The organism is Microbulbifer maximicatervae (SeqCode) (genome assembly GCF_052467815.1).
In genome coordinates, this window is record NZ_CP174326.1 from 4,939,211 (window position 1) to 4,955,001 (window position 15,791).

A 15,791-nucleotide genomic window follows, 5' to 3' on the forward strand; every position below is an offset into this window, starting at 1 on the left:
TTAAGTCAGAAAGAGGAAAATAATAAAAATAAAACAGCCTCTTGAATTATAAAGCCTGCTTTTATCACTGTAATTCCTATAACAAAAGCATACAGGAGTCATATGAAGAAAAAAGCCACCCCCGAAGCCTGTGGTTATAGAATCCAATGGTACCACTCTTACTGTATGCCAAAAAATACAGCCCACATATTGTATTTTGCGTGGCTTTTCAGAACCCACCCTCTCTTGAGGCCACCAAATTGATGCTTTTACCATGAGAATATATAGAACTTTTGCCCCTAGCTTATTTAGTTCCGGCTTAAGCAATAAAATTAATGATGCATCAGCATATGGGACTACCGAAATCCACAATTATCTCATAGGCTCAATGAACGACTTAAAAATGAATGGAACTGTATTTTTCGGCCGTGACTGAGAAAGTTTCACTTAAGGTTATTTAGCGGCTTCCCCCCACTTGGAAAAATAAAATATTTAAACAGAAACCTAAAGAAATACCTAACAACAATGAAGAAAAAGCTCCAAAATATATTTACTCTTGCAGCAGCAGTTTTCATGCTACTAGCCAGCTCTATTAAAGGGGCCGCAACTCCTATTAACAATGAGGAAGCCTATACTTTTACCACATGGAGCAAACAAACGGCAGAAGGCTATAGTGGGGCTATTCAGGTACTTGAAGATCGCAGCAAAAAGAACAGTCGTAAAATCTCCCTTCACTATATAAGATTTCCGGCCACAGGAGAGAAAGCAGGGCCACCAATTATATACTTGGCGGGAGGCCCTGGCGGCTCAGGAATTATGGCAGTCAACTATCGATTCGATATGTTTATGGCATTGCGGGAATATGGAGATGTGATCGCACTGGATCAACGTGGCACCGGTCGCTCTAACGACCTCCCCAATTGTGAATCCAAACAAATTGTACCGCCTCTTGAAGCCACCACTGACTCTCAGTATATCGATTACCACCGCAAAGCCCTGAGGGAGTGTTTGGATTTTTGGGAAGCCAATGGCGTAAATTTAACAGCCTATAACACGTTAGAAAGCGCTCGCGATCTCGATGATCTAAGAATCCACCTGGGCGCCGAGAAAATGGTATTATGGGGCACCTCCTATGGAAGCCATCTATCTCTGGCAGCGATAAAAGAAATCGAAGGAACCATTGATAAGCTAATTTTATCCAGCGTTGAAGGTTTAGCTCAAACTATCAAGCTACCCGCCCGAACAGACTACTACTTAGATCGACTGCAACAAGCTATCGATCAACAGCCTAATGCAAAAGCACGCTATCCAGATATCAAGACTCTAATAAGTAGAGTCCACAAAAAGCTGGAGTTGCAACCATTGAAAATTCAAATCCCTCAACGAGATGGCAGTAAAGCCGATTACCTTCTACAGCGTAGGGATATGCAACAAATTGCTTCGGCATTTATTGCTGATCCCAAAAGTGCCAGCCTTCTTCTCCGATTTTACCGCGACTTGGATCAAGGCAAGACTCTAAATTTTGATAAAGTCCCCAGACGCCATTTTCCTAGTGAATTCCTACAACCCGGCACTCCCATAACCTTACACCCAATGTCAATAGCAATGGATATAGCCTCCGGAATTACCAGGGAACGTAAGTCACAAGTCGTAGCACAGGCTAAACAATCCCTACTTCAAGATTATCTGAACTTCTCACTTCACTACGATAACATGGCGCCACATTTGGACCTCGGTGATAAATTCCGGAATAAGCCGACCAGCAACATTCCCGTCTTATTACTAAGCGGCACCTTGGATGGAAGAACCTACCTGGAGAGCCAGCATGAAGCTATATCAGGGTTCAAAAATGCCATCAAAGTAACAGTGGAAAATGCAGGACATAATTTATTTATGGCCTCCCCTGAGATCCAGAATACGATCAACCTTTATATGGAAGATAAGCCTATTACCAAGACCCATATCGTAGCCAAACTACCTGATTTAGCACCATAGTTACCATTCATGGAGAGAAACTTGCAGCCATAAAGTACTAAGCTTCATAGCAATTTTCTCTCTTTCTCGCATCCAGAATCCCTCCACATTACCCTTTCCATAGATGCAACTGGAGGCTGGGGGATGACCAATATTACCGACGAAGTTCATCGCGGAGCCATCTGTGACCTCAGAGCGTTACAACAACCCGGCCTAGCCACATTTAAACGCTATATTCGTGGCAGCTTACCTGGTCCCCCATTTTGGCGCCTAACCGGAATGACTCCCACTGAGGCAGGTCTGGGAAAGGCCACCTACTCCATGCCCATTACACCCTGGCTGGCCGATGGCACAGGAATCTATTGGGGAGGTATTTATGCCATGTTTGCGGACGCCCCCTTGGCATCCGCCATTTGGACCACCTTGCCAGCAGGGAAGGTACTGAGCACGTCAGAGTTAAATATGTGCTTTATCCGCCCCATCACCAGCAGTACCCAAAATATTGTAGGCAGAGCTACGACTGTTCATTCAGGTAGCCAGGTGGGGTTATCAAGTATCCAGATTAACGATCAGGAGGGGAGGACCTTGGCTTTCGGTAGTACCCGCTGCCTTATTGCCGACTTTCCAGTCAACCCAGATCAGGAACTGCCCATGCCTGACCTAGGGCCAACGGACACACCCGACCCCTATCTTCGCCCTCCCCCAAAAACGTTCTTCTGCGATATGGCACACTTATCAGAGCAGGTTCCCATAGAGCTCCAGCGAACCACTATCAGTGAAGGAAGAACCCACCCCATCTGGATGCTTACCGGCTACCGTGCAGTGGAAGTGGAAAATGGTCGCTGCATCTCGACAATGCCCTCATCCCCCTGGTTTTCCAATGGAACCCTATCCATCTACGGCGGCCTGTTGGCATGGGCAGCAGATTTCACTATGGGAGGTGCGGTTTACTCAACTTTACCTGCCGGATCAATTTTTGCCACCCTGGACATGCACATTCGCTTTGCACGTCCCGCAAAACTCAACAGCGGCGACTTGATTTTGGAAGCTCAGGTCCTCCACCGGGGACGGCAGCTAAGGGTATCGTCTTGCAATATTGATACTCCCAGTGGCAAGCGCGTTGCAATTGCTACCGGTTCAGCCCTGGTGATTCCAGGCGGCGCACAAATGCTGACTGACGGCAAAGAGCCCGATGAAATCATCGCAACCGCTACCTCAGGTAAGCCATGGACCCCTTAAAAATCACTATCGGTTGCACAGCGATCTTCGGGTAAAATACTCCCACGAGTATTCACTCACACAATTGATCGTTTTTTAACCAGGCGTGTTAGCAAAACCTACTCAGGTGACAGCTGCCAAACCTTAGATTGTTACGGGGAAGAAACTATGGCCTCATTGCAAGACCAACTACTCCAGGCAGGACTTGTCGATAAAAAGAAAGCCAAACAAATCAGCAAAGATAAGCGGAAGCAACAGAAAGTTGCGAAGAAGTCTTCACAACCCCAGGTTGATGAAACAAAGCTCGCAGCACAAAAGGTTCAAGCAGAGAAAGCCGCTCGTGATCGCGCCCTCAATGCTGAGCGGGATGCGGCAGCGCAGCAAAAAGCTATTGCCGCACAAATCAAGCAATTGGTGGAAAAAAATCGCCAACCTTATTCGGGCGAAACTACTTACAATTTCACTTTCGACAAAAAAATCAAAACCATCTATGTCAGCGAAGAATTAAGGGATCACTTGATTGCGGGGCGCCTGATGATTGTTGTCCAGGGAGAACAATTTGAGCTGGTTCCACGGGTTATTGCCGAGAAAATTGCGGAGCGCAATAGCGATATCGTAATCAGGCCTGCTGAAAGTTCAGCAGTGGTAGATGAAGATGATCCCTATGCAGACTTTCAGATCCCCGATGATCTTATGTGGTAAGCAGTCAAATGGAAAAAGCTGTTACTCAGGCGGTAGAACAATGGCTTACTGATGTGGTTGTCGGTCTCAACCTCTGCCCTTTCGCACGCAAACCTCTGCGTGCAGGGCAAATTCGACTCAAGGTGAGTCCTGCCACAGGAGACGAGGCGCTACTCAGTGATCTATTGACGGAGTTACGTCGGCTCGATACCACTTCGGAATCTGAATTGCTTACCACCTTATTGATTATCCCTAATCACCTAGGGAAATTCAGCGACTACAACCAGTTCCTGGATTTAGCAGAGTGGTTACTGGAACGCAACGACTATGTAGGCACCTATCAATTAGCCAGCTTCCACCCAGATTATCAATTTGCTGGCACTGCAGCCGCCGATGCAGAAAACCTAACTAATCGCGCACCCTATCCTATCTTACACCTGCTGAGAGAAGAAAACCTGGAAAAAATGATTGATCTATATCCAGATCCAGAGAGTATTCCAGAAAATAATATCCGTCGCATGGAATCATTAAGCCATGAGGAAAAACTAAAGTTATTTCCCTACTTATTTCTTCAGGGCAACAAGAAATAATGAAGCCTCTGGCAGAATTATTACGATTAAGGAAGCAGATCCGAGTTATCGGTTTTGATGACGCCCCTTTTGAAAAACGAAGGGGTGCGCCGGTAAAAGTAAGCGGTATTGTCTGCACCAAAACTCGCTTTGAGGGGATGCTTTGGGGGCAGGTAAGCAAAGATGGGATGGAAGCTACAGAAACACTTGCCACACTGCTGAAAGAAAGTAAATTCTACAGCCAGGTAAATGTCGTATTGACCGATGGAGTAGCAGTGGGTGGTTTCAATATTATTGATCTACCCAAGCTGGCCGATATCTTACAGCGCCCTTGTATCGCGTTAATGCGAAAACCACCAGACATTCAAGCCATTGATAAAGCGCTGCAAAATTTTCCTGACTATCTACTGCGTAAAGAAACCCTGATGAAAGCTGGGAGTATCCATAACTACAATAACTTCCATTTTCAAGTACAGGGATGTGAACCGGAGATTGCCGCCCAGGTGTTAGAGCAAACCACTGACACTGGGTATGTCCCTGAAGCTCTACGTTTAGCCCATATGATTGGCGCGGCAGTAATGACCGGACAAAGTGGCAAACGCGCATAATTCCAATAGCATAACAGATCTACCATTTGTCGCGGGCGGCTATAGCTCTTCTTTTACCGCGAAAATTATTATATTGCCCACAAATCCTGATATACCCACCTTAAACCTTTTGCCAACCCCACCGGGAAAGTGGAATAGTGGTCCGTACCGCTCACCACCTCTTCACTAAGCTTTAATCCACGATAATTACGCGACTGTAATTTAGCAAGAAATCTCTTATGCCCATCTACCATATCATTACGCATGTGGCTCTTTTGTATTGTCTCCAAAGCGCCAGTGGCAATATAGACGTTTACAGGCAGTGTGTTGTTATGGCTTGCATATTTATTCTCCAAATCAAAGATCATTTCATCCTTAAACCAAAGAGAAGGACTTGTCAGGATATAAGTGGAAAACAACTGTGGATTGGTAAGTAATACCCAAGCACCAAAAGATCCACCCAATGAATGACCTGAAAGAATCCTACGTGTGGGATCCCCCCTAAAGCTCCCCTCAATAAAGGGCATTACTTCTTTTTCAATAAACTGTAAGTACTTACTGGCTCCACCAGTTGTATAACGCTTCCACCCACTATCGACTACGGGAGTGAGATCTCGAACTCGACTATACTGCCCGTTTTCTCCGTGAGCGAATGAAATAGCAACTACGATGGCTTTATCCATATCCTTAAAGTGTGTAACACCCGAGGCAACCTTAAATGTATGAGGCCCATCATTAAGGTAAATTATCGGGTAGGTCTTATTTTTATTGTCATCGTTCGAGTAACCTGATGGTAACTTCACGTACAAGTCGTATTTGCGTTTGAGAATATCAGAGTCAACTGTGTATATTTTAGATCCACTTAACTCAAAAGATTCAGAAACCTTGGTAATGAGGGGCTTTGCATTTAGTGAATTAGACAGCACCAGAATGGCTATCAGCAGAATAGCTCTAATCATATTTAACCTAGTTTAATTTTATACTCAATATTGCTTTAAGAAAAAATTCGCCACCAACAAAAATGTAAGTCATTTAAACTCTGAATATAATAAGGTGAGAGAGAAATAAAAAAGATAAAAAAAAGCTTAATTATGAATCAAACTGATTTTGTTGAGCGTACTTTATCAATTCATCTTGAATCTTTTGAACCTGTTGAGAAAATTGATTTAAAGAATCTCCTACCAGCCCCTTACTAATAGGGAGGTCAAGCCTTAATGGATCAACAGCCGTACCATTTTTATGAATCTCATAGTGCAAGTGACGCCCCTGCACACGACCTGTAGCGCCAAGGTAACCGATTACCTGCCCTTGTTTTACTCTTCCCCCTTTACTAATTCCTTTCGCGTACCCCTTAAGGTGCGCATAAATAGTCTTTATCCCGGAGCCATGGCGAATACGAATATAGTTGCCGAAACTACCAAAATAAGAAGCTCGCTCAATAATACCATCACCTGCAGCCAATATCGGCGTGCCCAAAGGGGCTCCAAAGTCCAAACCTTTATGTACTCGGGTATACCCTAGGACTGGGTGCTTGCGGCGCCCAAAATAAGATGACAACCTTGCATTCTCTAACGGAGTACGCATTAGAAACCCTCTAGAGCCTTGGCCATCAGGGTAAAAATAATCCACCCCCTGAGGTCCCTCAGTAGAAAACCGATATAAACTTATCTTTTCTCCACTAAGAATAAGCTCAGCAAATAAAATTCTATTTAGTTTTTCCTTTCCAGTTTGGCTATTGAACAAGGTATCATAGAAAACAGAGAATTGATCACCTGCTCGAATCTGCCGTTGAAAATCTACGGAATAACTAAATATTTCATTTAGTTTTGTGAGCACAGAATTAGATAGGCCAGACTCTTTTCCACTTTGGTATAAACTGCCAAAAATTTCACCTTTAACGTAGTATTTCCTGGCATCGACAGGAGATTCAAATTGATTAGTTCTATAATTGTCTCCATGTCTAACCAACTCCAAACTCTCTGCAAAGCCAACAACTAAGGTAAGCTTATTAAGCTTTCCAGTGGTATCTATTGTTAAGTTAAATTCCTTACCAACTGGTAGGATACTGACATTGACATGTTCCGACAAAGCCTGAATTATTTTATACGCTTCTGCACGATCGACTCCACTATCCACCAATAGTGATAAAACCCCTTGGTTTTTAGCTAGTTGAACTTTTTTTGTGCGCTCTAGATATTCTTCCTCAACTCTATATGGAGGGGCCACCTCCCTACGCTGCATCCCTTCATCTTGATGTACCAAGGATAGATCATTGAGTAGGGGCAATGTAAAAGATAAATCATATTGTACCGATTTAACATTGGAATTGTTTTCCAATAACGGCCCTGCTATCGCCAGTGATTGAATCGATAAAAGAACCAGCAACAAAGCCATCCTCCAGATATCGATCAGAAAGAAAATAGTTAATCGCCTCACGGGTAACCCTACTTTTCTTAAGTAATAAATCACACTCCCCCCTTACTTCGCAAGCAAAGTGTCTGGGTTGATTCGCTTGCCTTCTTTGATAAGTTCAAAGTGAAGATGTGGCCCTGTTACACGCCCTGATATACCCACAGTTCCTATCGCCTGGCCGGCACGTACTGACTGCCCTGCCTCAACCTCCCGCTCATTTAAATGGGAGTACAGAGTTTTCGTATTATTACCATGATCAATAATTATGATTTTCCCATAATTTTTATGCTTATAATCATCAGTAGAGACTATTACAACACCACTTTCAGCTGAAACCACCGGAGTACCAATCGGTGCCGCAAAGTCAGTACCTTCATGGGGTTTTTTGCGAATTTTACTGAAATCACCAAAAGGGCTACTAATACGGGCACTCTCAACCGGGACTGTCAATTTGGTAATCTCCACTGAAGCCATTGTTAATCCCGGTTTTAACAGTAGTCCTCCGAGTATTAAAATGGTTGAAAAACTGCAGAACAACATAGCGCGTAAATAGACACCTAATTCGCCATTATTAGACCCCGCCCTTGGGGCTTCCATAATATTCAAAAGTCTGCGTCGGAAAAAAGGAGCCTGACTCGTACCACCAGAGAAAGAGAAAGATACAACCCAGTCACTTGTTCTTTGTGAAGAGTTCCGTCGAAGAGTGTCAATCATTGCTTGTGCATAAACACGGTGCAATTCTCGCTTACATGACTTTAGAACTTCGCGATCGCACCCCAACTCTATCGCCCAGCTGAATCGAGACTTCATCCAACCTAAGAAGGGATTGAACCATAGGATGCAAGTAAATATATGCACAATCAGAATCAACAAGGGGTCAAGCCTTTTCAAGTGCATAATTTCATGCTCAATGATTAGATGACGCTCCGTTTCATTCATTGATAAAATATAGGAGGGAAGCACCAATTTACGACTGAATAGCTGCATCACAAATGGTGTAATCGTTGAGTGTGTTATAAACACCTGAGTCTTACTTCCGATTAGAAAATCACTTTGAGATGAAGTAAAAAACTGGTCAAATTTAACAACAGAAAGCTTATTATTTGCTATTAAACGCAATTTCTTGCCATAGAAAAACTGACTCACTACCACTTTAGATAAGGTAAAAAACACCCCGGACAGATATATAAGCAACCAAAGAAAAGCCAGTAATTCAACAGAACTCAAAGAGGTCGATACATACTCATGCAGAACTATGTTAATTGGTGGTATAGAGGTAGCCTCATAAGCTGGCGGTAATTCAAAATTCAGATCCGGAGCAATACCCAACGTTAACTGGTCGCTCAATTGCGCAAGAAAAAATGGGGAACCAGCAGCAACCATTGCACACAACCAGAAACTTCGCCAATGGTATATCGCATTAAAGCTGTCTTTATTTCTAGCTGTTGCCAGCCAAATAACAATAAAAACCAACCCCGCCCAAAATATTGAGAAGAAAGAAGTAGCTAGAAAATCCAGTGCAAATGGTAGAACTGTAGAGACTATCTCGGCCATAGCCTATTCACCATCCTTGCTGACCGGCTCAGAGTTAGGCCAGGAATCGAGTACTGCCTGAAGCTCCTCGATATCTTTATCACTCATTAACTTACTGCCGGCAAACATCGACACAGGAAAGGGACCATCAAGCTCTAATACTCTTTCAGCGAAATCTTTTGCATATGACGCCAGAGTTTCCACCTTCTCAATCGCAGGGCTATAAACATGGATTCCATGGATCTCAGATTGAGCCACAAACGACTTATCCCGCATCCGATCTAGTGTCTTTCGAGTAGAGGAGTATGACCAACCCAATTCAGGTCCCACCCGATCATGTAACTCTCTGGCACTCAGCGGTTCTTGCCTCCAAAGGGCTTTCAACAGCGCAAGTTCTGATGGGGACGGTTTTACCTTTTTCATTTTATCTTCCCGTGTGACAGTCAGGGCTAGTGTGCGACAAGTGTCGCATTCGGTCAACCACCCTGCAGGGAAACTTGTTAGGTTGTTTTTTATACAGTCAGAATCGTAAACAGTTCTTGCCGGCTGGCAAAAAGTTAAAAGCTATCGATAGACCAATCGATTTTGATCAGTTTAAGCACCAACCAATATAAGGTTTGAAAGCGCTTGCAACCAACTCAAAGCCTCAGGGCTTGCTGCACCAGCGCCAAGCAAAGCCCCAATCCAAAGATATAAGTGCCTACGGCACCCAAGAAGCGCATTGGGTTAGGCTTTGCCATAGTGGAGGGAAATAAGATGCCTGCAACAAAAAGAAATCGACAAGCGGTCAGCAGAATAACAAGCCACCAAACCCAGGCAGAAGACTGCCCTAAGCTTACCAAGTAAATAAGCACCATCAAAAGGGGAGCATATTCTGCTGTATTTGCATGGGCCCTTACCCATTTGTGCAGGGTATTATCGGGGTCGAAAGAATGCCCAACTAAAACCTCATACTTACCGCGCCCAACAGTAACCAAGGCACCAAGCAGAAGAGATAATGCCGCTAAGAGCCCAATACACAAATAGTAAACATTCATAGAAATCTCCATTTTCTATGTTATTTGTACAGGGAGGGCATTTTAAGCCTCGCCTCCCCGTCCTAGTTGTTCACACTATATAAGCATCGCTTTCAGCTATATTTTAAAGAATCACAGCAGTATCTCTGGAGCCTGCCGCGAACAATGCAACCAGAGAAAACTGTGAAAAACCTTGATCAGTAGATAGATACTCTTTACACCAAAACCTAAGTTCATCCGACCATTTAACCAAAGCCTCCTGCCTCTTCAGCTCAGCATCATATTGGGAAGCCAGTCCAGCAAAGTGACAGTGCACAACTACTTTAGAGTCATTGCTCCGACTATCATCAACTACAGATACAGTCATAGAAGCAGATACAGACTCCCAACTAATCAGGAAGTACAGAGAAGTATCATTTACATTTTCATCAAGCTTGGAAATTGCAAGCTGTAACACCTCGGAAAGGTCCTGATAAATATCATCAGTCGCCAAGGCAGTACTTTCCGATCGGTGTAACTCATGCTCCGTAACAGCTTTATTTTCACCACCAAAGACGCATGTCGAATTTTCTATCTGCCAAGCCAATCTCATAAACCCTCCAAATACATCAAGACTGAACAAAGAAATATTCTACGAGATTTATGAGTAGAGCACACTTCATCGCCTCCTAGCCTGCATACTCTTCTCCATACTCAGACCCAAAGTAAGGCAATTTCCCTTGTAACCACACCAGGAGTTGACCTCAAATGACAACTCTACTACTTCGCACTGGGGCGCTCTGATACATGCATGGTAATATCGGCATGAAACACCTCCTCTCCATTGGTATCAATAACGCTCACAGGCATAACAACATCGCCAGCCTCAATGGATTTAAACTCTGGATACTCACAAACGGCTCGAAGATTAGTCTTCGCCATCTTTAAATACTTGACCTCCATCCCTACCGGTATCCAGCGAAAGCGTCGATCCAATGACACATCCAAACAAACACCGCCAGCTAATTCAGCGGCATTACACATGGCGATAGCATGTACAGTACCAATATGATTTGTCACGCTCCAACGCTTATTCAGTAAAACCTCCACTTTACCCGGTGATAATTCCAGGAAACGTGGCTTGATTGAACGAAAATACGGCGCCTTAAGTGCCACTAATTTAGATACCAGCCAGCGGCCCAATGCTGAGCTACCAAATCGCCCCCAAAGATTAAGTACCGGGCTTTTAGAAGATCGATAGTCCACCTTACCTCTCCATCCTATACATCGAACCGCCACTCTATATGGGCGGTCTTAAGCTATTTAGGCCACTATATATCAATTTCCGGTAGTCCAGGATAATCAGATCTATCAGATTTATTGACATGGGCTATTCCAAGCACAGAGATATCCCAGAGGAGGTTTGACTCACAAGCGAGTGCAACTCATAGGGCTAGAGCTAATAATTTGTATTCCTTAAGATCATATCCATTAACAGGTAGAGTAAGTATATCTGCAAACCAAGAGGCATACTTAATGGCAATCGCTACTGCGCACCTTGAAAGATTGTTTTTGATGTCCAAAAAGTTTACCCAGACAAGCACTTACAAAAAAGTTTAGATTGAGTAGCTAGTCATATATTAATTTATACGGGAGAATAGATATTTAAAATTATCAGACCAAAAAATTTGGGTCTACATTCTGAGTACACGCCTAGCTGTGGCACTTGTTTTAACGAGCTTAAATACATCTAGTTTTCAACGACAATCCAGCCAAAATTATGGGACGTATTGAATATTTTTCAAGAATCCAATATTACAAAGGGTATGGCAGAAATTCCTACAGTGTATCAACAATATCAGGGCCTCAAAAAAGCTACCCCACCAAAGGCTTCCTCCCCTTTCGTATACCTAACTTTATAGTGCTAAAAATCTTGCGCTATTTTTCTCATCCCACTTATATAGATACCGTGATTATAATCTCAAGGCTGTATCAGCTACCATTCGCTACCGAAGCAACTCTAATAGAGGCCGAGAAGATCACAGTTCATCCATTTATCATTTACTTCGCTATTAATACCATACCCCCAAATATGGACAGCCCTCCATCTGCGGGAATTAGTACTTCAAGTTTACGTGAAAACTTAATTTCTACTAATGAAGCCTGCTGAGCCAGTCTCAGCAGAACCCTATTATGGGAAGAACCAAACTGTGTCAGTTTTTATGTAAGAATGAAAGCCAACTAAAAGGTTTTTACTCGGTTACAAGGCTAAAAAAGGGCTATTATATAGTGAAGGCTTATTAGATCTACTCAACTCAGATTCAGATATATATCTAGTGGATGCACACTCAGAGGAAAGCAAATCAAGGATCAGATGAGAAGAACGGAAATCTCTAAAAGAAAATGAGGCAGCTCTATTGACTAAGCCGCCTCCAAAATCATTTATGATAATTTTTGACGGTATTCCCTTGGCAGCATACCTTTATTTCGGCGAAATGCTCTTCTAAGCTGCTCTTGAGATTTAAAACCACAGATGGTAGCTATACGCTCCTGAGTCAACACTTGAGTGGCTAAAAGCTGACAAACCTTTTCAATACGAATTTTCTCAACGAACCGACCTGGCGTTACTCCCATATCTCGAGTAAAACAGCGAGCAAAGTTTCTCGGACTCATTGATGTCTTTTCCGCGAGACTATTAACGCATAAAGCTTTATCCAGATTATTGTGAATCCACTGAACCAGCTCTAAAAATCGATCACTTTTTAACTGACTCATAAGATAAGTACTACTTTGCTTCTGATCTCCATCTCTCTTGAGATATAAAACCATCAACTGAGCAACAGCTAAGGCAATACCCCGACCAAAATCATCCTCCACCATTGCCAAAGCCATATCAACACCAGCACTGACACCCGCTGAGGTATATATATGATCATCCTTAACAAATACTGACTCTGAATCAACATCCACCTCTGGAAACTTCTTCAGATGGTCAATGTATCTCCAGTGGGTTGTAGCCCTCCGACCATTAAGCAAACCTAGTTTTGCAAGGATCAGAGCCCCGTTACCAATAGAACCTATACGTTTAACCAAGCCAGACTGCAGAGACAGCCATCGATTTAGACATTCACTTATCTTAAGATTATCAGTAGCTCCAAGATTACCGCTTACAAGAAGTGTATGAATTCCTGTTGAATCAGTGAAACATCTGTCAGAGCAGATCCTTAAACCTGATGATATTTGCTTGGTGTCTCCATCTTCAGCTAAAAATTCTACCTCATACTGATCATCACAACTAAAGCCCCTATCCTTTAACTGTTGATTTGCAAGTGAAAAGACCTCCGCTGGCCCCATCACATCCAAGGAGTGCGCCCCAGGATAAAATACGATAGATACTTTCTTTTTACAGTTCATTTTAAATTGCAGAATAAGCGTAAACTATATAACAACCTCAAAATCAATGTATGCTTTACTGACCTATTACGGGAAACTTCAGGGATACTATCTTGGGTAACCCACACCCCAAAAGATGTGCAAAACGCTATAGCAGAAGCTGAAATATAAACCAGCAATAAACCCCAGCAACAACTGGGAATAATAAAAATAAGTTAATTCTTCACTATACCCGAGTAATCTACTGGGTATTTACGACTATCCAATAGCTAGAATTATTCATACAGTGATTTCTTACCCCAATTAGAGAGTTGTGACAAAACCACATCAGCAACACTCTCAACACCCAGACATATGTGGGTACATCGCCTACAAACAAACTCCTTTAACATCTGTATTAACGGTTATTAGACCTGCTCAAATAAACAATCTTGCACCTAAGGTACCAGCTTTTTCTATTCTGTAAAGTAATAACAGTATTTTTTTTTGGAATATACAGTCGCCCATCAAGCAGCCCAACTTCCTGCCAAATAAACCCTAATTGCAGCCACTTACCCTCATGTCTACCAATTTAAAAATCACAGGAATAGTTAAAAAACTTAAAAGTAAAAGATAATCATTCCTAAGAATGGAAGCCAGAAATGTTACAAGATTAATTTAGCTAATTTAGTAACTTATAGCGTAGAAACATCATAGACACTGACATTGAGCCTTATAAACATTTTACCGCACAAATCAGTCATCTTATCGCATACCATCCTATAACGTGGAAAACTAAGCAGCCTCTATTTTTACACCATAGTGCCACTTATCAAATCACAGAAATCAATATTCCACCTCACCTTTCCATCCAAATTTACCCCTCCAATCTTTTATCTCCACCCCGAGATTAAAATCCAACATTCCAAACATAAAATTTCAAAAACTAGATATAGCAAAGCATCAAATAATTCCCTTCTTGGTAATAAAGATATTCCGAGTATTAACATTACTAAAATATCCCCCCCTAGACACCAAGTCAGGGATTCCTGAAATCCAAAGAAAACCACTCAAACAACTTTTAATTGATCAGATTTGGCGCAAGAAATCGCTATTCAAAAAGATCTATTCGCGCAGCCACTAAAAAGTCCCCAATCAATAAAAAGCAAACATTAAGAACTTTACAATTATTTACTTGACACCAGACCGATACTGTAAAAATATTCCACAAAACAACAAAAACACTAAGAAATCGAGAGAGGTCTCCAATGCTCCGAGCAAAGACATTCTCACAAGAATTGATATCCATAGTTATAATAGGGGAGGCGCGCCGAGACAATATCTTCACACTTTTCGGACTCAACAATAATAATGCCTGTATAGATATTAAAAAAAATTTTGTATCCCAATCATCAGGACAAAACATTGAACTTATTCCAAAAGCATCTACCCAAGTTTATATAAAGGCGTGTAGAAATCTAAGGAACCCTCCATCAAGAATATCTATTTCAAAACTTGGCAACCTATCGTTTTACACCATCAAAGCTTCTCGAGATCAACACCTACTTTTAGATAGTGGCGTTAAAACTTACCCTCAAGCAATAAAGTATTCAAACTTTACAACCCTCTCAAAAGCTCACACAAAATCTTACAAAGCAGATAGTACAGCATCAATCGACCCAACCTAAACAATTTCATTACACAACCAGGAGCCATAAATAGGGAGAAGGCGGCAAGGGATAGCCTTTATATTTCTGAGAAATATCTATAAATAATTTTTGCGCAAGCAATTATTTCATACGATAACACTAAAGAGAATAAACCCATGCCAAAATTTGTTACTGAAGACATCGACCCCACAACTGGGCCCGCTTCACTTCAAAGAAATGCTTTTTATAAAAATGTCGTCCCCAGTGATCTAAACCCCCTTGACTTGGTGGCAAGACAAATACTTACCTACAAGTTCACTCACTTACACAATCCTCAAGATTCAGTACGGCAAGCCATGAGAGATGTAGAGACTGTGGCATGTGCAATTGCTGGTAAAGGAACTTTACTCGTTGCCCATAATAGTAGCTTTGGGGCTCACGGCGGAAACAATAGCGCTGTGGAAGCAGCCACTGTCAAAGCGTTGAAAGATCTACGAACTCGCGGATTCACCAACATTACTGACTGCTTCGTTCTTAGCCCGATTAGAAGGCAAAGGAAAACATTTCATGCCGAAATGCAATTATTAAAAGCCTGCGCCGAGAATAACAGACCCATTCAAGGAGGTGTTATTGGCGTTTCGAAACCCTGTTGTGGTAAATGTGCAAAATATCTCAAAGCATTAGGGATTGATTTTTCTCTTTACAGTAAATCCCCTGTTGGGGACTGGATCTCACCAGAAATCGATCAGGTAAAAACCACATCCAATCCAGCCATTTAAACTCCCAGGCACTCGGCAAACCTAATGGGTTTGCCGAGCATTT

The 15,791-nt window shown here is 42.5% G+C and carries 15 protein-coding genes; 7 read left to right on the plus strand and 8 right to left on the minus strand.

Translation table 11 applies throughout. The features are described from left to right. Positions 1 to 552: 552 nt before the first annotated feature. The 5 genes from ACJJIW_RS21360 to ACJJIW_RS21380 all read left to right on the plus strand — a co-directional run bounded on the left by ACJJIW_RS21360 (position 553) and on the right by ACJJIW_RS21380 (position 5,029). Positions 553 to 1,974: an alpha/beta hydrolase gene (locus ACJJIW_RS21360; RefSeq protein WP_444936301.1), complete on the plus strand. Its 1,422-nt coding sequence runs from the start codon at positions 553 to 555 to the stop codon at positions 1,972 to 1,974. Between the two features lie 123 nt (positions 1,975 to 2,097). Next, the gene (locus tag ACJJIW_RS21365; RefSeq protein WP_282931998.1) at positions 2,098 to 3,192 is read left to right on the plus strand and encodes a PaaI family thioesterase; all 1,095 of its coding nucleotides are present in this window, start codon (positions 2,098 to 2,100) and stop codon (positions 3,190 to 3,192) included. A gap of 147 nt (positions 3,193 to 3,339) precedes the next feature. Beyond that, on the plus strand, positions 3,340 to 3,873 hold the full coding sequence (locus ACJJIW_RS21370) for a DUF2058 domain-containing protein (protein ID WP_282931997.1): 534 nt from the start codon (positions 3,340 to 3,342) through the stop codon (positions 3,871 to 3,873). 8 nt (positions 3,874 to 3,881) lie between these two features. Further along, entirely contained in the window at positions 3,882 to 4,442 is a 561-nt protein-coding gene (locus tag ACJJIW_RS21375; protein WP_282931996.1) for a DUF1415 domain-containing protein, read from the plus strand. Continuing rightward, complete coding sequence (locus ACJJIW_RS21380; RefSeq protein WP_444893254.1) at positions 4,442 to 5,029, plus strand: endonuclease dU; 588 nt, start codon at positions 4,442 to 4,444, stop codon at positions 5,027 to 5,029. The genes ACJJIW_RS21375 and ACJJIW_RS21380 overlap by 1 nt, the downstream gene beginning before the upstream one ends. Before the next feature lie 68 nt (positions 5,030 to 5,097). Here the strand turns inward: ACJJIW_RS21380 and ACJJIW_RS21385 are convergent, their stop codons facing one another. The 8 genes from ACJJIW_RS21385 to ACJJIW_RS21420 form a co-directional block, all read right to left on the minus strand. Continuing rightward, the gene (locus ACJJIW_RS21385) at positions 5,098 to 5,967 is read right to left on the minus strand and encodes an alpha/beta hydrolase (protein WP_444936302.1); all 870 of its coding nucleotides are present in this window, start codon (positions 5,965 to 5,967) and stop codon (positions 5,098 to 5,100) included. Between the two features lie 130 nt (positions 5,968 to 6,097). Beyond that, positions 6,098 to 7,396 (minus strand): M23 family metallopeptidase, encoded by a 1,299-nt coding sequence (locus ACJJIW_RS21390; RefSeq protein ID WP_444936303.1) that lies wholly within the window; start codon positions 7,394 to 7,396, stop codon positions 6,098 to 6,100. 90 nt (positions 7,397 to 7,486) lie between these two features. Then, positions 7,487 to 8,974 (minus strand): M56 family metallopeptidase, encoded by a 1,488-nt coding sequence (locus tag ACJJIW_RS21395; protein ID WP_444936304.1) that lies wholly within the window; start codon positions 8,972 to 8,974, stop codon positions 7,487 to 7,489. A gap of 3 nt (positions 8,975 to 8,977) precedes the next feature. After that, entirely contained in the window at positions 8,978 to 9,376 is a 399-nt protein-coding gene (locus tag ACJJIW_RS21400) for a BlaI/MecI/CopY family transcriptional regulator (protein WP_444936305.1), read from the minus strand. 215 nt (positions 9,377 to 9,591) lie between these two features. After that, positions 9,592 to 9,990, minus strand: a complete 399-nt coding sequence (locus ACJJIW_RS21405; protein ID WP_282931989.1) for an MAPEG family protein — start codon at positions 9,988 to 9,990, stop codon at positions 9,592 to 9,594. 103 nt (positions 9,991 to 10,093) lie between these two features. Beyond that, on the minus strand, positions 10,094 to 10,561 hold the full coding sequence (locus tag ACJJIW_RS21410) for a hypothetical protein (protein ID WP_282931988.1): 468 nt from the start codon (positions 10,559 to 10,561) through the stop codon (positions 10,094 to 10,096). Between the two features lie 167 nt (positions 10,562 to 10,728). Continuing rightward, positions 10,729 to 11,214 carry a hotdog fold domain-containing protein gene (locus ACJJIW_RS21415; RefSeq protein ID WP_444936306.1) on the minus strand — a complete coding sequence of 162 codons (486 nt, stop codon included), beginning with the start codon at positions 11,212 to 11,214 and terminating at the stop codon, positions 10,729 to 10,731. Positions 11,215 to 12,390: 1,176 nt separating this feature from the next. Next, the gene (locus tag ACJJIW_RS21420) at positions 12,391 to 13,362 is read right to left on the minus strand and encodes a GlxA family transcriptional regulator (RefSeq protein ID WP_282931985.1); all 972 of its coding nucleotides are present in this window, start codon (positions 13,360 to 13,362) and stop codon (positions 12,391 to 12,393) included. 1,226 nt (positions 13,363 to 14,588) lie between these two features. Here ACJJIW_RS21420 and ACJJIW_RS21425 point away from each other — a divergent pair. Continuing rightward, positions 14,589 to 15,008, plus strand: a complete 420-nt coding sequence (locus tag ACJJIW_RS21425; protein ID WP_282931984.1) for a hypothetical protein — start codon at positions 14,589 to 14,591, stop codon at positions 15,006 to 15,008. A gap of 137 nt (positions 15,009 to 15,145) precedes the next feature. Continuing rightward, positions 15,146 to 15,748: a nucleic acid/nucleotide deaminase domain-containing protein gene (locus ACJJIW_RS21430; RefSeq protein ID WP_444936307.1), complete on the plus strand. Its 603-nt coding sequence runs from the start codon at positions 15,146 to 15,148 to the stop codon at positions 15,746 to 15,748. The last annotated feature ends 43 nt before the right edge of the window (positions 15,749 to 15,791 follow it).